General features: G+C 43.2%; 22 protein-coding genes and 1 pseudogene. 15 read left to right on the forward strand and 8 right to left on the reverse strand.

Annotation, left to right across the window (positions count from 1 at the left end; translation table 11 throughout):
- Positions 1 to 164 precede the first annotated feature (164 nt).
- From BM056_RS03115 to BM056_RS03135, 5 genes are all read left to right on the forward strand, one after another.
- Positions 165 to 842, forward strand: coding sequence for a response regulator transcription factor (locus BM056_RS03115; RefSeq protein WP_092469226.1), 678 nt, complete (start codon positions 165 to 167; stop codon positions 840 to 842).
- 1 nt (position 843) lies between these two features.
- Positions 844 to 1,845 (forward strand): HAMP domain-containing sensor histidine kinase, encoded by a 1,002-nt coding sequence (locus tag BM056_RS03120; RefSeq protein ID WP_092468639.1) that lies wholly within the window; start codon positions 844 to 846, stop codon positions 1,843 to 1,845.
- Positions 1,846 to 1,928: 83 nt separating this feature from the next.
- Complete coding sequence (locus BM056_RS03125; protein ID WP_092468641.1) at positions 1,929 to 2,612, forward strand: ABC transporter ATP-binding protein; 684 nt, start codon at positions 1,929 to 1,931, stop codon at positions 2,610 to 2,612.
- Between the two features lie 29 nt (positions 2,613 to 2,641).
- Positions 2,642 to 5,227, forward strand: a complete 2,586-nt coding sequence (locus BM056_RS03130) for an ABC transporter permease (RefSeq protein WP_165613348.1) — start codon at positions 2,642 to 2,644, stop codon at positions 5,225 to 5,227.
- 189 nt (positions 5,228 to 5,416) lie between these two features.
- On the forward strand, positions 5,417 to 5,746 hold the full coding sequence (locus BM056_RS03135) for a hypothetical protein (RefSeq protein ID WP_092468645.1): 330 nt from the start codon (positions 5,417 to 5,419) through the stop codon (positions 5,744 to 5,746).
- Positions 5,747 to 6,034: 288 nt separating this feature from the next.
- Here BM056_RS03135 and BM056_RS03140 read toward each other — a convergent pair whose 3' ends face one another.
- Positions 6,035 to 6,550: a DUF3231 family protein gene (locus tag BM056_RS03140; RefSeq protein ID WP_092468647.1), complete on the reverse strand. Its 516-nt coding sequence runs from the start codon at positions 6,548 to 6,550 to the stop codon at positions 6,035 to 6,037.
- Positions 6,551 to 7,076: 526 nt separating this feature from the next.
- Between BM056_RS03140 and BM056_RS03145 the strand changes: the two genes are divergently transcribed.
- Both BM056_RS03145 and BM056_RS27140 read left to right on the forward strand, forming a co-directional pair.
- Entirely contained in the window at positions 7,077 to 10,151 is a 3,075-nt protein-coding gene (locus BM056_RS03145) for a chemotaxis protein CheB (protein WP_092468649.1), read from the forward strand.
- Positions 10,152 to 10,272: 121 nt separating this feature from the next.
- Positions 10,273 to 11,487 (forward strand): ATP-binding protein, encoded by a 1,215-nt coding sequence (locus BM056_RS27140; RefSeq protein ID WP_207648133.1) that lies wholly within the window; start codon positions 10,273 to 10,275, stop codon positions 11,485 to 11,487.
- A 28-nt stretch (positions 11,488 to 11,515) separates the two neighbouring features.
- On the opposite strand, the gene BM056_RS03155 is transcribed toward BM056_RS27140, so the two are convergent.
- From BM056_RS03155 to BM056_RS03170, 4 genes are all read right to left on the reverse strand, one after another.
- On the reverse strand, positions 11,516 to 12,631 hold the full coding sequence (locus BM056_RS03155) for a Ger(x)C family spore germination protein (protein WP_092468651.1): 1,116 nt from the start codon (positions 12,629 to 12,631) through the stop codon (positions 11,516 to 11,518).
- Positions 12,624 to 13,745: a GerAB/ArcD/ProY family transporter gene (locus BM056_RS03160; protein ID WP_092468653.1), complete on the reverse strand. Its 1,122-nt coding sequence runs from the start codon at positions 13,743 to 13,745 to the stop codon at positions 12,624 to 12,626. Before BM056_RS03160 ends, BM056_RS03155 begins: the two co-directional genes overlap by 8 nt.
- Positions 13,738 to 14,952, reverse strand: coding sequence for a spore germination protein (locus tag BM056_RS03165; protein ID WP_092468655.1), 1,215 nt, complete (start codon positions 14,950 to 14,952; stop codon positions 13,738 to 13,740). The genes BM056_RS03160 and BM056_RS03165 overlap by 8 nt, the downstream gene beginning before the upstream one ends.
- Before the next feature lie 334 nt (positions 14,953 to 15,286).
- Positions 15,287 to 16,090 carry a hypothetical protein gene (locus BM056_RS03170; protein WP_092468657.1) on the reverse strand — a complete coding sequence of 268 codons (804 nt, stop codon included), beginning with the start codon at positions 16,088 to 16,090 and terminating at the stop codon, positions 15,287 to 15,289.
- Positions 16,091 to 16,318: 228 nt separating this feature from the next.
- On the opposite strand from BM056_RS03170, the gene BM056_RS03175 reads away from it, so the two are divergent.
- The 4 genes and pseudogenes from BM056_RS03175 to BM056_RS03190 form a co-directional block, all read left to right on the forward strand.
- Positions 16,319 to 16,597 (forward strand): hypothetical protein, encoded by a 279-nt coding sequence (locus BM056_RS03175; protein ID WP_092468660.1) that lies wholly within the window; start codon positions 16,319 to 16,321, stop codon positions 16,595 to 16,597.
- A gap of 121 nt (positions 16,598 to 16,718) precedes the next feature.
- Entirely contained in the window at positions 16,719 to 16,829 is a 111-nt protein-coding gene (locus BM056_RS03180) for an SDR family oxidoreductase (RefSeq protein WP_274377519.1), read from the forward strand.
- Positions 16,830 to 17,362: 533 nt separating this feature from the next.
- Positions 17,363 to 18,277: a class I SAM-dependent methyltransferase gene (locus BM056_RS03185; RefSeq protein ID WP_092468664.1), complete on the forward strand. Its 915-nt coding sequence runs from the start codon at positions 17,363 to 17,365 to the stop codon at positions 18,275 to 18,277.
- Positions 18,278 to 18,528: 251 nt separating this feature from the next.
- Positions 18,529 to 18,690 (forward strand): annotated as a pseudogene (locus BM056_RS03190) (class I SAM-dependent methyltransferase); the annotation flags it as partial.
- Positions 18,691 to 18,693: 3 nt separating this feature from the next.
- On the opposite strand, the gene BM056_RS03195 reads toward BM056_RS03190, so the two are convergent.
- Positions 18,694 to 19,533, reverse strand: a complete 840-nt coding sequence (locus tag BM056_RS03195) for a DMT family transporter (RefSeq protein ID WP_092468666.1) — start codon at positions 19,531 to 19,533, stop codon at positions 18,694 to 18,696.
- A 171-nt stretch (positions 19,534 to 19,704) separates the two neighbouring features.
- Positions 19,705 to 20,433, reverse strand: a complete 729-nt coding sequence (locus BM056_RS03200; protein WP_337833486.1) for a FadR/GntR family transcriptional regulator — start codon at positions 20,431 to 20,433, stop codon at positions 19,705 to 19,707.
- On the opposite strand from BM056_RS03200, the gene BM056_RS26030 reads away from it, so the two are divergent.
- The 4 genes from BM056_RS26030 to BM056_RS03215 all read left to right on the forward strand — a co-directional run bounded on the left by BM056_RS26030 (position 20,419) and on the right by BM056_RS03215 (position 22,655).
- A complete protein-coding gene (locus tag BM056_RS26030; protein ID WP_165613349.1) occupies positions 20,419 to 20,562 on the forward strand; it encodes a hypothetical protein in 144 nt (47 codons plus the stop codon). The two genes, BM056_RS03200 and BM056_RS26030, sit on opposite strands and share 15 nt — an antisense overlap.
- A 134-nt stretch (positions 20,563 to 20,696) precedes the next feature.
- Positions 20,697 to 21,557, forward strand: a complete 861-nt coding sequence (locus tag BM056_RS03205) for a LysR family transcriptional regulator (protein ID WP_092468670.1) — start codon at positions 20,697 to 20,699, stop codon at positions 21,555 to 21,557.
- 132 nt (positions 21,558 to 21,689) lie between these two features.
- Positions 21,690 to 21,920, forward strand: a complete 231-nt coding sequence (locus BM056_RS03210; RefSeq protein ID WP_092468672.1) for a DUF2164 domain-containing protein — start codon at positions 21,690 to 21,692, stop codon at positions 21,918 to 21,920.
- Positions 21,921 to 22,214: 294 nt separating this feature from the next.
- Positions 22,215 to 22,655: an NUDIX domain-containing protein gene (locus tag BM056_RS03215; RefSeq protein WP_092468674.1), complete on the forward strand. Its 441-nt coding sequence runs from the start codon at positions 22,215 to 22,217 to the stop codon at positions 22,653 to 22,655.
- A gap of 70 nt (positions 22,656 to 22,725) precedes the next feature.
- Here BM056_RS03215 and BM056_RS03220 read toward each other — a convergent pair whose 3' ends face one another.
- Entirely contained in the window at positions 22,726 to 23,172 is a 447-nt protein-coding gene (locus BM056_RS03220; protein ID WP_092468675.1) for a GNAT family N-acetyltransferase, read from the reverse strand.
- Positions 23,173 to 23,252 lie beyond the last annotated feature (80 nt).

The raw sequence follows: 23,252 nt of genomic DNA on the forward strand, positions 1-23,252 counted from the left end.
ATCTTTTGTGTTCGCTTTCCGGTGTTCTTTGAAGCTGACGCGCCGCCGGAAATCCGGAGGGTTAATACCAGCATTTAGCGGTTAAGCCAACCCTGAAATAGTCTATAATTGGGGTACACGGACTTATATAATGATAATTGGGTTAAGAAAGCGAGATGTTTACTCTGAAAATATTATTTGTAGAAGACGATAAGGTGATTGCGTCCGGGCTTGAGTACTCTCTGGTGCAAGAGGGATATACCGTTTTACATTGTACAAACGTTGCAGATGCAAAAAAAACTATAAATGAAAATCAATTTAATCTGGCCATACTTGATTTGTCGCTTCCCGATGGAAATGGCTACGATATTTGCAAAATAGTTAAGACGAAAGGAGATATGCCGGTCATATTTCTAACTGCCATAGATGATGAGGTTAATGTGGTTATGGGTCTTGATATGGGAGCGGATGACTATATAACAAAACCGTTTCGATTAAGAGAGCTTCTCTCTCGTATTAAGAGTGTACTTCGCAGGTATGACAAGTCAGAATTCCCCAAAACATTGTTTGAGTTTGGCGACATCAAAATCAACACGGCACAGGCCAAGGTGTATAAAAGAGAGCGGGAGATCTCATTAACCTCTCTCGAATACCGGTTGCTCCTGATCTTTGCCAATAACGTGGGACAAGTTCTAAGCCGCGGACGGCTTTTAGACGGCATATGGGATTTTGCGGGAGAGTTCGTAAATGATAATACCTTAACGGTGTATATTAAGCGTTTGCGGGAGAAAATCGGGGATGACAGCCAAAACCCAACCATCATCAAAACAGTTCGCGGGATGGGATATAAGGTGGGCGATTGACATGCTGCGAAACCAAGAAATAAAAATATATATAACTTTTTTGGCTGCAGTGGTAATCATGGGAACTATTGCCTGCTTTTTCTTCGACACTATTGCCGGAATAACAGCATGCTTGACTCTGCTTGTAATGCTGGCTGTTTCCTGGTTTTTTACCAGGTGGAGATATAAGCAATTAGACGAATTATCCGGATATCTCAAGCGGATTGCAAGCGGCGAATACTCTCTTGATATCAGAGATAATGCTGAAGGCGAGCTGAGCATACTCAAAAGCGAAATATATAAAGTAACCGTAACTCTATATGAGCAAGCCGGGCTATTAAAGAAAGACAAGCTTTTCCTGGCCGATACAATTTCGGATATTTCGCACCAGCTAAAAACGCCATTAACCTCAATGTTTGTTATGACAGACCTGTTATGTAATGAAAACCTGCCGCGGGATAAGCGTGTGGAATTCACTCAAAATATCCGTTCACAGCTTGAAAGACTGCAATGGCTTGTTTCGTCACTGCTCAAGCTGTCTAAGGTTGATGCGGGCGCGGTTGAGTTTAAAAAAGAGAATGTGAAGGTAAAAGAGCTGATCGGTAAGGCTACCGAACATCTGTTAATTCCTATTGAAATTAAGGAGCAAACCTTTGAAATCAGCGGTGATGATGATGCCCGGTTTATAGGCGATTTTAACTGGTCATCAGAGGCTGTTACAAACATAGTGAAAAATTGTATCGAGCATACGCCTTGTGGCGGAAAGATCGGTATTAACTTTAAAACAACCCCGATTTATACCATGATAAACATATTTGATAACGGTGAGGGCATCCACAAGGATGATTTGCCGCATATATTTGATCGATTTTACAAAGGCCAAAATGCAAGTAATGACAGTATCGGCATCGGGCTTGCCATGGCCAAAAGTATTTGGCAAAACCAGGGCGGCAGCATTGAGGTTGCCAGCCAAAAGGGTCAAGGCACGCAATTCACAATCAAGATATATAAAATGATTGTGTGACAAAACTGTCACCCCAATAGTCACCGTAATGTTATATTAGGCAGATATATTAAAGCCATGGACTAAAAGAGGAGTGAGCAAAAATGGAAATATTAAGAGTGGAAAATCTGTCCAAAGTCTATGGCAAGGGGGATACTGCCGTCAAGGCACTGGATAATGTATCGTTTTTGGTCAATAAAGGTGAATTTGTTGCCATTATTGGACCGTCGGGTTCGGGGAAATCAACACTTTTACATATCCTGGGCGGTGTTGATACGCCGACAAGCGGTAAGGTTTTTGTTGAGCATACTGATATTTATGCGCTTGACGAAACAAAGCTGGCCATCTTTAGACGGAGGCAAATCGGCCTTATTTATCAATTTTATAACCTGATACCGGTTCTGAATGTGCGGGAGAATATTACCCTGCCGCTATTGCTGGATGGACGTGATGTCGATAAAGGGCAGCTGGTTGAAATAATCAGTACCCTTGGTCTAACTGATAGATTAAGTCATTTGCCGAACCAGCTTTCAGGCGGTCAACAGCAGCGTGTATCTATCGGCAGGGCGCTGATTAATAATCCGTCACTGGTGCTTGCAGATGAGCCGACAGGGAACCTTGACAGTAAGAATAGTGCGGAAATACTAGAGCTGTTAAAGCTGTCTAACAAAAAATACCATCAGACATTAATAGTAATCACCCATGATGAGCGCATTGCTTTGCAGGCTGACCGGATAATTTCAATTGAAGACGGGCGCATCGGCAAAGATGAGGTGATGCGCAGATGAATATTATCAATGCTTTAACGCTTCGTCATATGAAGCTAAACAAAAAACGCACGATTGTGACCATTATCGGTGTCATCATTTCGGTTTCCATGCTCACGGCGGTCGCCACCTTTGTGACATCTTTTTTGAGTATGATGCAGCGAGTTGTCATAGAGGACACGGGTAATTGGCATGTGCTGTATAAGGATGTGGCGATCCAAAAGACGGATGCGGTAATAAACGATAAAAACACGACCACGGCAGCACTCGGCAAGGATATCGGGTATGCGCCGCTTGACGGATCGAAAAACGAGGATAAGCCCTATCTTTTTATAAAAGCATTTGATGCGCAGGGCTTTAAAAACTTTAATTTAAACTTAATTGAGGGCCGCTTTCCCAAGAATTCAAACGAAATCGTAATATCCTCCCAAATTGCCGAAAATGCGGGTGTGGTATATAAAGTTGGTGACATCCTTAAATTGGATGTAGGCGGGCGTTATCTGGATGGGCAGAAGAACCCGCTCGGACAGGATGCGGGTTTTGTTAATGCCAACACTGATCACCGCGGGGAAAGGTTTATTGCCAAATCTGCAAAAGAATACACTATCACAGGCATTATCAGCAGGCCGGGCTTTGAACCGTATTGGGCACCGGGCTATACGGTAATATCTTATCTGGATCAAAATGAACTTGCTTCCGCCGGCACCGTTGATATATCAGTTGCTTTGAAAAGCGTACCGGGAAACCTGTATCAAAAGTCAGATGAGCTTTCAAAAAATGCCGGCATCTCAAGCGATGGTATCATCTATAATCGACAGCTTTTACGTTACTATGGAGTTATTTCAGACGATAATTTGCTGTCAACACTATACACCCTTGCAGCTGTTGTGCTGGTTCTGATCATGGTGGGATCTGTTTCCCTCATCTATAATGCTTTTGCAATTTCCATATCGGAGCGAAGCCGCCATTTGGGTATGCTGGCAAGTATCGGCGCCACTAAAAAGCAAAAACGGAATTCCATGTTATTTGAGGGCTTTGTTGTCGGAGTGATCGGGATTCCTGCCGGCATTATTATAGGCACATTAGGAATGGGCTTAACCTTTATTCTGGTGCAGCCCTTGCTTGGGGCAATCAGCGGCACACAGAAACTAACGCTGGTAACCCCGCCTGCCCCAATTATACTGGCTGTGCTGCTTTCGATAATTATTATTTTCGTATCGGCTTATATTCCCGCAAGACGTGCGTCAAAAATATCGCCCATTGATGCGATACGTCAAGCACAGGATATTAAGCTCACCGGCAGGGCTGTTAAAACCTCTAAATTGACGCGTCTTATATTTGGTTTTGAGGCGGAGCTGGCGCTGAAAAACTTGAAGCGTAACAGGCGCAGGTATATAGCAACCATTTTTTCTCTGGTGCTTAGTATTGTCCTGTTTTTGTCTGTTTCATCGCTATCTTTGCTAACACAAAAATCAGCGGAGATTGCCAAACACAATATTCCTTACGATGTGATGGTATCGGTAACATCGTCCGCCACAGCACAGGAGAAAAAGGATTTTTATCATGCCATAACCAAGATGGAATATGCCGGTGAAAGTAGTATCGAACAAACGATGCAAGCTGTACTGAGTGCTGATGGCAGGTTAATTCCGGATAAAGTTAAATCGGCTATTGAACCAAATTATAAAGAGCTAAACATTAAAACATATGATATATCTTTCGATATCAAATCTATTGATGAGGCAGCCCTTAATAGATACGCCAAAGAGCTTGGAATTGATGTCGCTCTATTAAAAGATACGGTAAATCCCAAAGGCATACTGGTTAATATTGTGGATGTAAATATGGATAATAAATATATGCGGTTAAATCACTTTAATATTGAAGCGGGAGACAAGTTGAAATTAACTCACCGGATAGATAATGAACCAGGTGAATTTAGCAGTATATTTGAGGTGGCGGCACTTGCAGACAAAACACCGATTGGCGAAACATCGCTAAGAAACCCGTCGCAAGCAGTGTTTATCGTATCGGAGGAAGTGTTTGCAGCTATGGAAGCCAAGCTGCCGGAAAAATATGCCGGTACAGATGTAGTAGATATGCTTATTAAAAGCTCTGATCCGGCCAAGCTTGTTGAAAACATAAATGAATACCAAAAGCATACCTCGATAGCAGATTTATATATCTATGATGTTGCAAGAGCAGATAAGCAAAGTAAACAGTTTGTTACATTTATCTATATCTTCTTTTATGGCTTTGTAGTTCTTATTACTGCTATTTGTTTGGCGAATATTTTCAATACTGTTTCAACCAGCATAGCACTTCGTAAGCGAGAATTTGGAATGCTAAAATCAATTGGCATGACACCTGAGGGCTTTAATAAAATGATCAATTACGAAAGTTTGTTCTATGGTATAAAGGCCCTGCTTTATGGCTTGCCGATTAGTTTTGTGATGATGTATTTGATTTACGGGGTTTTGGGAAACTCATTCGAATTTGCCTTTGCCGTTCCCTGGGGCAGCGTTTTGGCGGCCGTAGTTGTGGTGTTTTTAATTGTTGGTTCGACCATGCTATATGCCAGCTCAAAGATTAAGAGAGAAAATATTATTGATGTGCTTAAAGAGGAGAATATTTGAAAAAGCTAAAAATGCGCCACTAACCAATTTACGGTGTGGCGCATTCTGTAAAAATGCTCAAAAATGATTATGTCCTCCCAATGCCGTATGAGGATGAATGTCCCAGTTGACATTTGTTTATTAAATTTATTATTGGTCGTTATTGGAAATAATAAATGAAGTGTTGCTGCGTTTTAAATGGAGGGCTTAATGAGAAAATATCTGATCTATTTGCTGTTAAAATGTTGTATAACCATTGTGGTGGTATTCTTTGGCTACTGGGGGTATACAAGTATTTATCCATTTAGTCCGGCGGCGCCAAAGGTAACACAATATACCGAAATTAAAACAAAACAACAGGCCATTGATTTTATGTTGACCAAGTTTTCCATAGTTGAATTACTGCGCTTTAAAAAAATGGCCCAAGACGGCTTAACTTCAAAGGAAAAAGACACAATCAAAAGGATTCTCAAGTCCCGGCTTACCGATGAAGAATATAACATAATACGTGTTTTTGTATTAAATAGAATGGGTAAGTGATGTTTAAAGTCAGGGCGGACAGTATGCTTAAGGTTGGAAGCTGCTATACAAACCAAAACTGGGCTATATAATGCTTGATCTCCGTAGATATACGGAGCTTTTTTATTTTAGGGGGGATGCCAATGGTTTTGTAAACTTCATTCATATATCGCATTAAGCAGCACGCTATAAAAAAGCCCGCATTACCCTGAAGTAAAAGGCAAGCAGGCTTACCAACTTGATGAACAGTATGTTTAAACTGTGCAGCATTGGGATAGAAGAAGTGTTTGTATCCTGATACTAGTACAGTTACTGCGGCTGATATATAGGTGGAACTCTTAACCATCCCTTTAATTTACCAAACTTAACAAACTTATCGAACAGGTATAACTCATCAACAGCCATATCAATAAGTTGTTTTCTAAATTTGTCATTGGTCGTTATTGAACGAATTATCCGGGCGTGATAGTCCAAGAAGCCCTGTATACCAAAGAAAACATCTCTAAATATGAACTCGTCGTCTATTACCTCACTATGGCTGGGTAAATTAACGCTCTTGGGGTTTCTTAACGGTAGTGGCAGACGGTGAGTATTCATCTCATTTTCTAACAGTGTAGCCTGCTTTTCCAGGGTACCTGACAGCCCTATACTTAGCATAGCCTTAAGGTCAGGATCGTGAGCAAAATTTTGATATATTTGGGTTTTCGTAATTATGTCGTAGCGAGACAATAACATATCCCATAAGCTGAAAACTTCGCCAGCATCCATTTGGGGTTTTTCTGTAGTTTCTGCTCTTCCTAAATGATAATTGCCTATCTGAACCATTATCACCCGTCCTTTTATGCTTTTTATCTTGGAGCAAAGCTACGGTGTTCTTATTCAAACTCTGTTTAGCCAAGTATTACTCATGTAATATATAACTATCTTCTCACCAGTCTCCAAATTCTATGCCTAACAAATGAGAGTAATTTTTACGATGAATCTTTTTTAAGCCTACAAAGATGGTGGGCCATTAGAAAAGCTTGCATTATCTTGCGGTAAAGGGTAGCGGCCTTAACAACTGATGAAATGTAAAGTATTGGAACATGATGAAACAATAACATAATGTAAGTGAATGGTTGCTGAGCTAAAGCGAAATCAAAAAATAAAATTGCTTTTAGGCAAAATAAGACATTATCTCCAAAGGTAATTGACGACGGCTGCCTAATTCGTGATTAATGCAAAATTTTTTCAATCTTTAGCTTATCGAATAGAAGTAACTTCTCGAATGGTTAAAGCGCATTTTTTCTGAATTTTATTTATTAATTAATCGCAATAATGGATTATTCACTTGAAAATATGGGGTGAAGAGTTGGCGAATAAAAAATCAGATAAGGAAAACCATATTGATCAAAAAGAAGAGCAGCGGGATTTACCTGTGGCCAGAACCGGCGAGGTTGATGTCTCTGGAGGATTCATTAACGATGAACGGCCCGGGAAAGAACTCTGCGCTGTTGTCAGTATCGGGGCCTCCGCCGGCGGCCTGGATGCTTTTATGCGACTGCTTAAAAAATTGCCTGGCGATACCGGGATGGCCTTTGTGCTTGTTCAGCACCTGGACCCCAAACACAAGAGCGCGTTAACCGAGATCCTTTCCACAGTTACTTCAATGCCGGTCAGCGAGGTGGAAAATAAAACGGTTATGAAACCAGACCAGGTCTATATCATTCCGCCCGGCAAAGCCATGTCTGTTACTAAAGGAGTCCTGAACCTGATACCCCGGGCAGCAAGACAGTCTATGCTAATTGATTTTTTCTTGGAGTCACTGGCAAAGGATCAAGGCAGTAAGGCGATTGGCGTAATTTTATCAGGAACAGCGACAGACGGTTCCAGGGGACTGAAAGAAATTAAAAAAGTTGGAGGCATTACTTTTGCTCAAAAACCACAAACGGCAAAGTTTGACAGTATGCCGCTTAATGCCATTGCTACCGGTGTCGTGGATTTTGTTTTAACGTCAGAAGAAATAGCCTGTGAACTGGCAAAAATTGCTCGTTCCGGTATCTTCGAGGTCAAAAAGACAGTAAACGGCAAGTTATTTTCTGCCAATGCCGACGAACTCAACCAAATTTTTACTGTCCTGCGCAAAGCCAGCGGCACAAATTTCTCCGAATATCGGGAATTAACTATAAGAAGACGTATCTTACGACGAATGGTCTTGCACAAGATCGAAAAGCTGGGCGACTATGCTAATTACCTACGGCAAAACCCGGTGGAAGTTGCGGAATTATATCAAGACCTGCTAATTAATGTCACTAACTTTTTCCGGGAGCCTGAAGCATTTGAAACTTTAAAAAGCCTGGTGTTCCCGTGCATCATGAAAAACAGGTCGCCTGAGGAGCCTGTCAGGGTGTGGGTGACGGGGTGCTCAACAGGCGAAGAAGCTTATTCAATAGCAATTGTATTAATTGAGTTTTTGGGAGATGATGCTTTCAATACTCCCATCCAGATATTTGCCACAGATATTAATGAGACACTCATCAAGAAGGCCCGGGCAGGCATTTACCCGAAAAACATTGAGGCTGACGTTTCACTTGAACGTCTCCGCCGCTTCTTTGTTAAGGTGGATGAAGGCTACCAGATCACTAAGACGATTCGCGATTTGTGCGTTTTTGCCAGGCAGGACATGGTCAAGGACCCGCCTTTCTCCCGGTTGAACCTGATCAGCTGCCGGAATGCAATCATTTATTTCGGACCGGCTATGTTAAAAAAACTTTATCCGGTTCTACACTATGCTCTCAATCAAAAAGGGTTTCTTTTCCTAGGGTCTTCAGAATCCGTTGGTGCATATGCAAACTTGTTTAATCTGGTGGACAAAAAGCACAAGATTTATTCGAAAAAAGCCGTTGCATCTCCTTTTATACCTGAGTTTACCGCCAGCGAGTACATGGCGGCGACAATGGAAAACCGCGAGAAAGCCAGCGGGGGGGGAGCGAATGCCAATTTGAAGTCTAAAGTGCTGGAAGAAGCCGACCGAATTGTCCTGAACCAATATGCCCCGGCCGGTGTAATTATTAACAGCGATCTGGACATCATTCAGTTTCGCGGCCGTACCGGAGCTTATCTCGAACCTGCGTCCGGAAAGCCGAGCCTAAATCTTTTTAAAATGGTTCGGGACGGCTTGTCCTTTGGGCTGCATAGCGCCATTAATCAGGCGCAGAAGGAGAATATCCCAGTCAGAATAGAAGGCTTGCATGTTATTAATAATGGTCGGGTCAATCGTGTCAATGTTGATGTGATCCCTATTGGTGAGCCGCCCGGCAAAGAAAAATACTTTCTGGTATTGTTTGAGAAAGTTGTTCCCCAAGCCTTGCCTGAAGGGGAGAATGCCGGCAGTGTCGTGGCAGAAATGAAACAGGCGACATTGGAGGACGAAAATAGTGAACTAATTCGATTGGAACATGAGCTTGCTGCCACGAAAGAGAATCTGCAAAGCATTATTGAAAAGCATGAGTTCACTAATGATGCGCTACGGGCCGCCAACGAAGAAATCCAATCGAGCAACGAAGAATTGCAAAGCATGAATGAAGAACTGGAAACTGCCAAAGAAGAGCTGCAATCATCAAATGAAGAATTGATGACATTAAATGATGAGGTGCAAAACCGCAACTTGGAACTGGGCAGAATCAGCAGTGATTTGTTTAATTTATTCCGCAGCATCAATATTCCCGTCGTCATGCTCAGTAATAATTTACATATTCGATGTTTCAACCCCGCGGCGGAAAAAACATTTAACCTGATTGCCACTGACGTTGGACGGCCGATAACTGATATCAATACAAATTTCAGCAACTCTGATTTGGAACAAGCGATCCTGGAAGTGATCGATACTCTCATCAGTAAAGAGCAGGAAATGCAAGACCGGTATGGTCGCTGGTATTCTGTGCAAATCCGCCCCTACCGGACTATGGAGAACAAAATAGATGGAGTTGTGATTTCGTATGGCGATATTGATACAGTCAAAAAAAGCCTTGCGTTAACCCGGGAGGCCCGCGATTATGCGGAAGCAATTGTGGAAACCGTGCGAGAACCGCTCCTGGTGCTCGACGCCGGTTTGCATATAAAATCGTCGAATAAGGCTTTCTATCAAGCCTTCATGGTCACACCGGAGGAAACAGTGAACAAGAGTGTATTTGAACTGGGGAATGGACAGTGGGATATTCCCCAATTACGGGTTCTATTGGAAGATATTCTCTGTAACAATACCTTGTTCGAAGATTTTGAAGTTGCTCATAATTTTCCACAACTCGGCTACAGGAAGATGCTGGTCAATGCCCGTCGGATTGTTGGCTCGGATAACCAAACCAAGTTAATTCTGATGGCAATTGAAGACGTGACTGAGAATTCAACTGCGCAGAAAAGTTCAGCAAAGCATCCTACGGACAACTAAGTGCAGAAACACTAAAGTTACTACATGATCAGGCCAGGCACCGGTTTCTCATTAAATAACGGATTTGGCCTACAGGGGTTCGCAGAAAGTTTTATTTGACAGGGAGGTTATATTGGTGGCAATGTTTGAAAAGTGCGCTAACAAAGGGCCAATGAAGTCCAGTAAACCCCAGCAATCTATTAAAGGTTCTGACGAAGATAAAATCCAGCATCTGCAAGATGAATTAGATACCAAACAGCTGGACTTGGAGGCAAAGTGCCAGACCCTGCGGGAAACCCTGGAGGAACTGGAAGATTCCCGGAATCGCTATGCAGCTCTTTATGACTTTGCCCCGGTGGGTTATGTCACTATCGATCGCAAAGGCTGCATTAAGGAGATTAACTTAACGGGCGCATCCTTAATCGGCTTAGAACGGTTTCAATTGATCGGTATACCGATGTACGTTTTTGTAGTTCAAAGCGATCTAAGGCTGTTTCTGAACCACTTGCGCCGTTGCAGGCGAACAAATGATAAAGTGTTCACAGAATTAAGCCTGGCGTCAAAAAGTGGCACGCCGGTTCAGGTGCAACTCCTAAGCGTTCCGCATCATAGTGCCGGTGAACACAACATATTGTACAAAACTGTTATTACTGATATCACCGAACGCAAACAGTATGAAAGAGAACTTGCCCGCCTTGACCGGTTAAATTTAATAGGAGAAATGGCTGCCGGTATCGGGCATGAGGTCAGAAACCCGTTGACTACCGTGCGAGGTTTTTTACAACTGTACAAAGATAAGGAGGCATTCACTCAATACAAGCATAGTTTTGATCTTATGATCGATGAACTTGACAGGGCGAATTCAATAATTACTGAGTTTCTTTCTCTAGCTAAAACAAAGACATTAGTTATGGAAACCCAGAATATAAATACAATTTTGGGGAAAATGTTCGATTTAATTCAGGCGGACGCTATAGTTTCGGAAAAGTATATTAATATGGAACTGGGGAATATTCCTGACTTACCCCTGAATGAAAGAGAAATTCGCCAGCTGTTGCTTAACTTTATACGAAACGGGCTGGAAGCAATGTCATCCGGAGGGAATCTGACTATAAGGACGTTTACAGACGGCAATGAAGTGGTTTTATCAGTGCAGGACCAGGGCCATGAGATCGAGTCAAATGTACTTGACAAGATCGGTACTCCTTTCTTTACTACCAAGGATAATGGGACGGGTTTAGGGTTGGCGGTTTGTTATAGCATTGCTGCCAGGCATAACGCCGTTATTAATATTGAAACCGGTCTTATGGGTACAACCTTTTCCGTTAGGTTTAAGGTTTCAAAAGAGCAATCGTAAAAATACATCTAACTATTGGCTCGACGACCTACCTGGCCAATCCGAAGTTGAGAATTTTAGATTCCACTTCTATGTTAACCGGCACATCGGGAAAAGTAGATGCCCAATCGATATTTTCAAAAGTATCCGGATCATATGCTTTTAGCTTTTTACCAAAACCCAGGTAATCCACACCCAAATCATTTTGTGCCTTGGCCACAGCACTATTGACTTGGCCGGCGATGGTGCGGGAGAATACTTGTTCCAGTTTGCTGATATTTTTAGGACTGGACAGGTCCAGATTTTTTTTCTGCTCCTCAACGATTTCCCCTGTGGTCTTTAATTTAACTGTGAACTGCAGACTGCCGTTCCGGTTTTCGGGCACTACTCGCACGGATTTTTTTCTTACCCGGTAGGTATAGACGCCCCCTTCCATTTGGGCGTCCACGGTGGCCTGGCCCTTACCGAGGATCCAGTTTGCGGCCTGGGTTTCGGTGTCACTGAGCCAAGCCGCTAATTTCCAGTCACTAAATACAGTCCCCCCATCGCGAATGACGATGGCCCCGGCGGGTGAAGTTAACACCCTGCTGCCAAAGGCCACTCCGCCTGTGCTGCGCAGGTCTTGGATAAAATGATAGAAAAAATTATTACGGGTAAGCGAAAAATCCCTTTCCAGTTGGGTCATTGTTACCAGTTCATTGGCTATGGATTTCTCAAATCTGGGTTTGGTCTGCAACACCTTTTGGGCTTCGCCCTTTTGCACAAACATCAGCCGCAAACGTATAGCCACATCAGGGTTTTTTTCAAAATAGTTGCCCGGGTCATAAAAATTCCGTCGAGCTATGCCCTCGCCAATAACCAATACCCTCAGATGACTTAAGGTAATGGTGCGGGAAATAGAGGATTGGAGCTGTTCCGCGGCCTTGTTGATGCTTTCGGCTTCCACCGTTTGCACAATGACGGACTCGGCCCGGGACTGCCGCTTTACTCCTGAAGGGTTGATGATGACAAAGGTAACTCTGTAGCCGGCCCGAGCGTCCTTTTCCGGGGTGTCCAGGCCTATGGCAGATACATAGGCCCGATTATTGATGTCCCGTATATCCCAGCACCCCGGGCCGGTAAGCATGGCCAGGCTGATTAAGCAAACCAACATTAGTTTACGCATTGCCCGCACCCCTTTTACCCCGTATAACAGCCAGAATTAAAGTGCCCAGCGGTAAAGCCAGCACAAAAAAAAGAGTTAGATAATTAAAATGTTCGCGTACTTTTAAAACCCAGATATAGTTGGGAAAAACATAGATGGCCAGTACCAGCGCAAAACTGGTGATATAAGTGATGGTTTTCCGGTGCCGCGGCAGGTGAAAAATTTCCGATATGCCATATGAAAGTAAGTAAATGAACAGGGCAATAGTAGTAAAAACGGCCACCAGCCAGGGTAAAGTTAAAAACAGTTCGAACCTCTCCACCGGAAAACCGGGCAAATCAAGGGCTGATATGGTTTCAATACCCGGCCAGATGGCGGCCTGGATATTTTCCACTCCCATGATGCCGATACTGATAACGGTTTGTGCAAAACTAAACAGCACGATCAACCCGGCTCCTAATAAAGCTGACCTGGTGGCCCGGGCGGGATTGCCAGCTAAGAAGGGGCTTAGAAAGAGAATTAATTCCAGCCCCTGCCAGGCGCCCGCGAAATAAATAGCCCCTTTAAGCACCGGCAGAATGCCGTTGCTGAGAACTGGCAGGAAGTTGTTCAGATCAACCGATCTTAAGGCCAGCAGGTAAATAAACAGCAGCGGCAGCAACAGGAACGGGAAAGCCAGCTGAAAAAAGCGCACCACCGCGGGCAGGCCGTGGGCGGCCAGCCAGGCCGCCGCCAGCACCAGAATCAGCGTGGGCACCAGCGGAGGTGTCCGGGGCAGAAACAACAGTGCATTGGCCGCGGCGGTGTTGGTTAACAACAGGGTCAGATAGATGGACCAGTAAATAAGAAAACCCAGGGCGATGGCCCAGGCAATTGGTCGACCCCATACCGCGCGGTTGTACTGGAACAGATTTTGCCGGGGAAACCGGGCCGCCAGGCGCAGCAGTAAGTAAGTGGTCAGCAGTAAAATGAGGCTGCCCAGCAAAACGGAGAGCCAGGCGTCCTGCCCGGCCAGCCTGACTACCCCTTTGGAAAAGATAAACAGTTCAAATTCAGTGATCCCCACTACCAGCGCCAGGCCCATTACTTTGGGGTCCAGCAAATCCGCCACCCGGTCTTTAATTTGGTTACTCATTATTATCACCTGCACTATTGTTTAATGTCCGAGGCTTATAAGTTTCATCCCGGGGCATGGCTACGGTGCTTTCCCGTAGAATGGTATGACCCCACCCGCTGGCTTCTGCCGGGGCCAGCGGGGCCAGGTAAGGAATGCCGAAGCTCTTTAATGTAGCCAGGTGAATCCCGATATAAAACAGCGCCACCGCAAAGCCGAACAGCCCTAAAAATGATGCCATAAACATGGTAAAAAACTGGATCATCCGCGACGCGGAGCGTAAATCATAATTAGGAATGCCAAAGGAAGAAACCATAGTCAGGGTGACGATGATGACCACCGAGGCACTGATGTAATTGCCGGCCAATCCCGCCCCCACCAGGGCGATCCCTGAAAACAGGGCGATGGTGGCTCCCAAATTCGACGGCATGCGCAGCATCATCATCCGGATGGCCTCCACAACGCCCATCATGGCGAACGCTTCAAAATATATCGGGAAGGGTACATCCTCCCTGCTGGCTAACATTAACAGCAATAGTGAGTTGGGAATCAGTTCCGGATTGTACGAGGTTAAAGCAATGTACAGGCCGGGCAGAGAAATGGCCAGGCCAAACATAATGTATCTGGCTATGCGGAAAAAGCTGGCCGCGACGTACCAGCGGCTATAGGCATCACTGGGTATATCCATCAGGTCGAAAAAGCTTGCCGGTGCCAGAAGGACCTCGGGGCTGCCGTCCACAAGCACAGCTATGCGGCCCTGAAGCAAAGCCGACTCGGCTACGTCCGGCCGCAAAGAGGTTTCCAGCTGCGGAAACGGGCTGACCCGGTCATTTTCCAGGTTACGCTCTATGTAGCTGCTATCCAGAACCGTTTCTGCTTTGATGCTCTGTATCCGTTCTCTTATTGCAGATACGATGCCGGGGTTGGCTTTGTTTTTCAGATATACCAGCGCCACCTTGCGCTTGGACAAAGAGCCCACGCTGAAATGTTCGCCAACCAGTTCGGCACCGGGCAGGCGTTCCGCCAGCAGGGATAGGTTGTACTCCAGGTTTTCCAAAAATCGCTTGCGGGTGCCCCGGATAGTCTGCTGGATATCCCTGGGGATCACTTCTACCAGGGGGATCCGGGAAGTCCTCTCTGCTGCAGGTGGCTGTTGTTGGGGCTCGGTGACCGGCGGTTCCCCGGGGCCCGGCTTTTTATATGTGTTTCTTCTAAAAAATCCAAACAATCATCTCACCGCTTCCATTAAACTACTGCACTGTTTGTGGCGGTAAAGTTCAACCTGACAGTTTATTATCGGCACTTTTGCTTGTTATTCTTTGATCCTTAAAAATTTTTATACTTTGCCATCCATCCAGTGTAAAGCGTTATGTTTCGAAAGGCACTATCCCATCAGGAAAACTTAATTCAGGTCAATTAGCTCTAAAATATAAACATCAGGTTATAAAAGCGTAAAAAACTGTATAACATTCATAAGTTGCAATAAGCCTCTTAGAAAAATGGCGCACATAAAAAAAGCCCGCATTAGGTAGCGGGCTTAACAACTTGATAAAAGTTGGTAGTTAATCTCCATTAGTCATCATGAATTGTGGTACAAAATCTGCGTTTAAAATTGTATTCGCTCCGACCTGAGTGCTTGGGAATACAGGATCATTAGCTTTCTGGCTACGTCCCGCGGCAAACAGGAAAATACCCATGCCAACTTTTGACTCAACCTGTACTTCGAAATTTTGCTTGGCGGTAACATCAAAAACTCCGGTAAAAGAACTGAACGGCTCAATAACAACGGTGATGGGGGAACCTGGCGCCGGAACTTTCGGGCTATCCGGGTCAAAAATAAAAACAGTAATTGTTACAGTTTGCAGGGTGTTGGTATTATTTAGCGCAACAACTACAACGCTGTTGACATTTATCCTGCGCTGAACAGGGCCGGATGTCCGTATTGTGGTAGAAAACTGCATATTCAAAGTATTTTGGATATCTCCAATCTCCCGCTTGATTTCAACAAGGCCCGTTTGGGGATCGTCCAGCTTGGCTTCAATGGCTCTGACCTCGCGCTTGATATCAACCAGAATGGCTGTAACAACACCCAGTTGCTTCAGGATTTTTTCAATTTCCCTAATTTCTTTTTTGATTTCTACCAGTCCTGTAGCGGGGTGATCAAGTTTAGCCTCAATCTTTTTAACTTCACACTTAATATCCTCAAGACTGGGGTATTTAATAGTGTCGAGTTTTTTTTCGATGTCCCTGATCTCCCGCTTGATTTCCACAAGCCCGGTGTCCGGGTGATCCAATTTGTCTTCAATCATTTTTACTTCACACCTAATATCACTAATAATGCCATGTAAATAGGGCTCGTCGGGCATGAATACCATCCCCCTTATATTTGTAATAATTTCCTTAATTACAATATGATGTCAGGATAGCTATTGTGATTTAAATTAGGAAAATTGGGGATCGTTATTTTTGAGGTAAATGGTAAGCGAATGAGAGTAGCCGGACAAGTATTTGGAGGTATACATAATTAGGCATTGTAAGTCAAGACAGTTTTTTACGTATCCTGTTATGATAGGGAAGGAGGAGGTGTACATACTATGGAATCATGGGAATCAGTACAACAAACTTTAGACTTTATGGAAAAAAACCTATCAAGGGAAATTGGAATTCAGGATTTGCATCTTCTGACGACAGATGCACTGGATAAAGCGGTTAAGTATATGTATGATACTTGGCTTCTAAAAAATGAAATAAAAACTGAGCCCTTCATGGTAGAATTGTATTCGGACACATCGGCGGAAGATGTTTTAAAAGTAACAGGAACATTAAAAGAAAGGATGGATCAAACCCTTACGCTATTAAAGGGTACCCGGTGAGGGCGCCGGGTGTGTTTAATAAATCAGCAAGCATGATGACTGAGGTCATGAAGTCCCTGAGGATATCGGTGCTGGTTAAAAATAACCCCGGGTAAAAAAGCCCGGGGGTAGGATAAGGCGGATTGGCATGCCGGAGGATGTCACCGGGGCGGTGCTGTACCTGGCATCGGATTCTGCAAATCTTATTACCGGACATACATTATTGGTGGATGGCGGCTGGGTGGCCTGGTAAACAATCTTTTTCAGCTTTATTACACAACCACTTTCATGGACATCTGGTGCATCATGGCACCAAGATTACAATAGCCATGAATATGGGATTTTCGGCAGATTAGGTAAGAAAAAGGGAACCTCTTGGTTTATCAACATAAGCTTTATAGGTGAGGAAAATGAATTTAAAGAAATTGTTCTGCGTAATTTTTTGTATCATGGTTGGTTACTTTTAATAACTCAAATTTGCTACTTAGCAGGTAACAAATTAATCACCAGAGAAATATCTTAATTTGCTACTATCGGAGGTTCATTGTTTATTTCTATATCATGCCTACTATTACTTTTAAGTATTAATTCCAATAAATCTCCAGAAGATAAAAAAATTAAGCATTCAGACGAATAACTGCCCAACCGCCGTTGTTGTGGAAACCAAGCGGAAGATTGCCGCACACAGCTGTGGCCTGTTCTTTCTGTTGGATTATTGAACATTCTCCTGTACCGGAGGACTATCGGCTCCTTGGGAAACGAGGGGAGGTTTGAAGGGGGATTTTGATGAAAGAGAACAAAGAAAACCTCGGCGCATTGGCAGCCACCTACTATCGTGCCTATCATGCCAAAAATGATGCCTCTAAAATCTTTGATGACTACCTGGCTGATCGTTTGCTTACAGAGGAGGAACGTTTATTCTTTGAAAGGCTAGTTATGCAGTTTGATGAGTCTGACCCAGCAAGTACTGCGTCATCTTCTGACCAAACGAATGCCTTGGCGTGGTCAATGCAAGCCATGCCGTTTCCACCCATCGCCCTTAGCCGTAATCGGTATGCGGAAGACAGCCTTGAGATTGCTGTCAAACAAGGGGTACAACAGTATGTGAATCTCGGGGCAGGGATGGATACCTTTGCGTTTCGTCGCCCGGATCTTATAGAGCAGCTTCAAGTATTTGAAGTCGACCATCCCGCCACACAAGCCTTTAAACGTCGTCGTATAGCGGAATTAGGGTGGGAGCAACCAGCCCAACTGCACTTCATTCCGGTTGATTTCACGCAGGAAAACCTATCATCGGTACTCACACGCTCATCATATGCTCCACAAACATTAAGCTTTTTTAGTTGGCTGGGCGTCACCTTTTCCTTACCCCGCGAAGCGGTATTTGCTACGTTGCGTGCCGTTGCCAATATTGCCCCTGCGGGCAGTATGATCATTTTCGATTACCTGGATACTGATGCATTTGTTCCCGGGAAAGTGGCTCGACGCCTGCAATTTGCGATGGAGAAATTGCGACAGATGGGCGCCCCCTGGATAACGGGCTTTGATCCATCCTCAATCTTTACGGATCTTGCACGTTTAGGCTTGCGCCTCCATGAGAACTTGAGCGCATCCGATATCCAAAAGCGCTACTTCCAGGGACGCTCTGATGGCTATTATGCGTGTGAGCACATACACTTTGCGTGGGCAGTAGTCGAATAGTACCACAAAAACCCCTTTATTTTTGTTCGGTGACAGCGTACCCTTTTGTAATTTAAGTTGACGCTCTGAAAAGGCAAGTGGAAGGATTCGGGCGGCATTTTTAAATTTCAGGCTAAGCGGAAAGGCGGCAAAACAGCTGGGCCCCGAGGCTGCCGCCCGGATCGAGACGACGTAAGCCGAAGCTGAAGCTCTGGTCTCAGAAACCGGTGCGCAGGTGCCAGTCTTTTCTATAAGGAGGTAAAAACAATATGATGATCGAGGAAGGTTACAAGAAAAGATATAAAGCAGGCGATACTCCTTGGGAAATTGGCAAACCTGATTTCAACCTTATTCAGACTGTAACTACGATGGCCATAAAACCTTGTAAGGCGCTGGATATTGGATGTGGGACTGGCGATAACTCCATATGGCTAAATTTACGCCGTATCACCTACAGTTTTTGCCGACATAAGACATCTTACTGTTATTGCTGAGAGTACTATAATGCCACCAGTAAGTGCCCATGTGCTTGGAGTTTCGCCTATCATAAGAAAGACCCAAACCGGGTTTAATATTGGCTCCAGCACCGGAATTAAAATTGCCTCTAATGCTGTTACATGCTTTATGGCAATTGGATACAAAATATAAGGAATTCCAAGCTGTAATATACCTAACAATATTAGACCTAACCACCCTGATGGGTTTGGTGCCGATTGAAACATAAATGGAAGCCCAATAATAGCTGTAAAAATATTTCCCCAAAATACCGATTCCATAGGTGAGCCATCTTTTTGCATACGCAGAAAGATCACCATAAAAGCATAACTTACTCCACTTGCAGCAGCGATTATATTCCCCAATATTCCAGTCGTGCTTAGCTTGCCAACAAAAAACAAAGCCATGCCGGCAAGAACAATAAATATAATCAACCAATCAAAAAACCTTGTTCTTTCTTTTAATAACCACATACCCAATATCGCAACATATATAGGAGCTGTATATTGCAGCATAATTGCATTTGCAGCAGTAGTCATTTTAGTTGCGAAAACAGCAAGTATCAATGTCGCAGCATGTGCCAGGGCTCCGCCTATCTTGGCAGTAGACCATGAAAACGTTGGCCTTTTTATAGCTAAAAGTAGTATTACCGATGCTATTGCACTTCTCATACCGGCAATAGCCATAGGATTCCAGGTTACTAATTTTACGAGCAAACCCCCCAGGCTCCATAAAAGTGCCGCTGTAATGAGAAGTAATATTGCTTTTGACTTTTCGTTCATGTTTAAGCCTCTGCTCTTGACTATATTCTTAAAAATATAAAACCTGTCTATACACTGTTTTGCTTGGGCTGTTATGTTCCACCAGTAAATAGGTGATGCCAGGATTAAAATTTATCTTTTACACAAGACAAAACTTGCCTGCCTGTGCTATTAATTTACTATTCATTGTTTTCAAGGTTTATTGACGCGCTTGATCTCACATGTAGCCATCTGCAGGTGGTCTTCTATGAGTTTAGCTGCCAGTTCCGCATCATTATTTTTTATAGCCTCGTAGATCTCAAAGTTTTGGTAATAGCAGATTTTAATGGGGCCTTGTAGAAGCTCTTTTCTGCTTAGACCGTAGGCCTCTTTCATTAACCCGGAAAGCATAGTCATGATATTAAACAGCACCGAGTTTTGAGTAGCCCGGGCAATGGCCAGGTGAAAGTTTACGTCAGTTTCATCATCGTCACGATTGTTAGCAACATCATTATACACTTCAATGGCTGCTTCCCGGATTTGGTACAAGTCCGATTTGCTGGCCCTCTCAGCAGCAAGCTTAATCATGCCCACTTCAATTATTTTAAGTGCTTCCAGTAGGTCCAGGACGGTTTCTTTTTCCTTCAACATGATGCTGGCCAAGGGTCCAACTATACTTTCCACACCAATTTTTTTGATGCAGGCTCCTCCACCAGGAGTGATCTCGACAAGCCCCATTGAATCCAAGACACATAAGGCTTCCCGCACCGCAGACCTGCTCACTCCCAATTTTTCAGACAGCTGTCTTTCCGGCAGCAGTTGGTCCCCCGGGGCCAAAGAGCCTTCCCTGATAAGCTGTTTTATTTGTTTTACTATAGATCTGTACAGTCTGGTCCGCTTTTTCCGTTTGATATCTACTTCTTCAATATGTCCAATGTTTATGTCTCTTCACCCCCATGTGACATTATAGAAAATTCCGACAGCTATGGCAGGCTGTATGTTGCCGTCATATTTGACTGTTTTGACGGAACCATCGTAGGATTGAAAATAGCTAATCACATGAAGGCATAACTTTTATGTCGGTGCCTTCACCTCTGCTGCTACTATTGCGCTTCTTCTAAAATTAGTTTACTATGGCAACATGAATTATAAAAACTCATTTTTTTAATACTTAACATGACATTTTTTAATAAGGACTGAGCTTGATGAATATTCAAAAATACGAAGCCTTTCTAAAAACAGTAGAATATGGGAGCCTTACGAAAGCAGCGCAGGTACTTGGCTATACGCAATCTGCTATTAGCCATATGCTAAACGCTCTGGAAAGCGAGTGGGGTGTTACTCTGCTCTTGCGTGACCGTTCTGGCGTATGTATTACCTCCAACGGCTTACAGCTTTTGCCTATTGTGCGAAACGTCTGTAATGCAAACCGAGAACTTATTTCTAAGGTCAGAGAACTTCATGGTCTAGAATCCGGTACCATTAGAATAGGAACTTTTACAAGTGTATCTGTGAATTGGCTTCCCAATATGATAAAGAACTTTAATAGGAAATACCCGAATATTAATTTTGAGCTGTTACATGGCGATTACAACCAGATTGAAAATTGGGTCATGGAAGGGCGTGCCGACTGTGGCTTTCTTCGCCTCCCCCCAAGGGCGGACTTGGAAAGTATTTTTTTGGAACAGGATCGTCTGATGGTAATATTGCCAGAACAGCACCCTCTTGCCGATTACGAATTTTTCCCAATCAAGAAGCTAACGGAAGAGCCATTTATTCTAGTAGAAGCAGGGCCGATAAACGAGATATCAGAGATTTTTGAGAGAAATCATATACGACCCAATGTGCGCTTTACTGCAAAGGAGGATTTTGCTATTATCTCAATGGTTGAAAGTGGGTTAGGCATCAGCATATTGCCAGAACTGGTATTGAACCGAACACCTTACAAAATTATTAAGAAAGAATTGGAGAAACCCGCCTACCGTAAATTGGGTATCGTTTTAAAAGACACCAACCATGCTTCGCCTGCCGTCAAAGGATTTCTGGATTTCTTACACCATAGTTAAGGTATATTACTATAAGCAAAACAGCAGAAAATAAATTTCTCCACTTGTTTTATGTCCAGTAAAAAGTTGTCTGAAAATATAACCAATAATAATGATATACAATAACAAGCTATTCATCGGGAGGCCATCTACATGAATAACAATGAGATCAAGATAAGCAAGGAAAAAAGAGATGAAATGATCTCTGCTATTAAAACTTATTTTTCTAAAGAAAGGGATGAAGAATTAGGTGACTTGGCTGCACTCCTCATCCTGGATTTCTTTATAGAAAAACTGGCACCGGAATTCTACAACCAGGGAGTTTATGATTCATACAATTACATGATTGACAGAATTGAGGATTTACTGGCAATTCAAAAATAATTTGAAACAGTGCATTGCAACGGCTTGGCCGGTGATTGCAATACTTGAAAAAATCTTAATTACTATAGTATTATAGTTTTATAATCAACAAAATAATATTTGATATTGAACTGGAAAATTGTAGCTAGGGTTCCGCTGTATTTGAGGTCTGTGACCGAGGGCTACATCTTTTACATAATATTGTAAAAGGCACCTATTGATATAAAAGGTCCGAGGGGGAAGGTTCAGCGTATTTATGATGCGTTGAAATCTTTCCCCTTCGTGCCTTTTAATTTTTTAAGGAGGTAGTATCATATGGATCTAATTGATGAAATTCGACCGGGAGTTGCCATGATCGTTCTGGATAAGGAGAATCGAGTGTTATTACAAAAACGTTCTGATGTAGGTTTATGGGGAATTCCGTCAGGACATGTGGAACCGGGGGAAACTGTTGCCGAAGCGGCTATTCGGGAAGTCAAAGAGGAGGCTAATTTAGATATACGAATTATTAAACTAATTGGTGTTTACTCGGAGCCGGAATCTCAGGTTTTTAAATATCCCAATGGGAGGAATGTTCATTTTATTACAATATGTTTTTTAGCAGAAATTATAAGCGGAGAACTGCGTTGCAATTCTTCAGAGTCACTTGACATTCAATTCTTTGAGCAAAATGCTTTACCAGCGGATATATTAAAAATGCACCCGCGCTGGTTGAAAGATGCTCTTGCAAATAAAAAGGAGGCGTTTATTCGTTAGCGTAAAAGATTTCCCAACTCAACAGAGCTGCCATTTTTTTTACTGCAGCTCTTTTAGAAGGGCCATACCATCATCTTAAATCCTTTTTCATAACAGTTCGGTTCTCATTTACATCATAATGGTTATTTTTGTAAAAAGCTTCCGCGCTTCCTCCTGTTGAAGTTAATAGATACACGCTTTTCACGTTCTCTTTTATTAAAACTTCTTCTAAAAAACTTAATAATTTTGAACCATAACCTTTTCCTTGTATTTCCTTGGAAATACATAATTCAGCTAAATAAAAAATTTTACCTTGATCAGACCTTTTACTGTGCCCGGCAATAAAACCAATAACATTATTATCAGCAAGCAATAAAAATCCTTGAAACTTAGGGGTATTCACTAAATCAGTAAGTCGTTCTTGAACAGTCTCATATGACCAATGTTCACTCCAGGGCACGCTGTTGAATACCTTAATATAAAGGTCAATGCATAGTTCCAAATTATCCAGTGACATTTGAATAAATTTTTCTGTCAAGTTAATTAACCCTTTCACTTTTAGACTATTATAGCATTACTTATTTGTTCCTGCGCGTATCGATAGCCTTACATTAAAAT

Source organism: Desulfotruncus arcticus DSM 17038 (assembly GCF_900113335.1).
Taxonomy (GTDB): Bacteria; Bacillota; Desulfotomaculia; order Desulfotomaculales; family Desulfallaceae; genus Desulfotruncus; species Desulfotruncus arcticus.